Consider the following 318-nt stretch of genomic DNA (forward strand, 5'->3'; position numbering starts at 1 on the left):
GGCGAGCGCCTTCGGCGCCTCGGCGCGGGCCGAGGCCTCCGCCGCGGCGATCCGCGCGTCGGTCTTGCCGGCGCCCGGGCACGGGGCCTGGCCCGCCTGGCCCGCATAGGCCTGGGCCGGCCGCGGCAGGGGCTGCGCGCCCGTCCGCCAGGTTCCGCCGGGCGTCGTGGTGGAGCGGTTCGGGCCGATGGCGAGGGGCTGGGCGCGGTCGGTCGAGGCGGTGGTCTCGACCTCGTCGTCGCCCGCCGAGGCGACCTGGGTGCGGGTGCCGCGCGAGCCGGCCTCGGCCCCCACCGCCGGGCGGGCGCGCTCGGCAGC

The 318-nt window shown here is 82.7% G+C and carries 1 pseudogene; it reads right to left on the reverse strand.

From position 1 onward, the window contains the following. A pseudogene (locus tag ACLBXP_RS25495) lies at positions 1 to 318 on the reverse strand (D-alanyl-D-alanine carboxypeptidase); the annotation flags it as partial.

The sequence above is a fragment of the Methylobacterium sp. A54F genome (assembly GCF_053346035.1).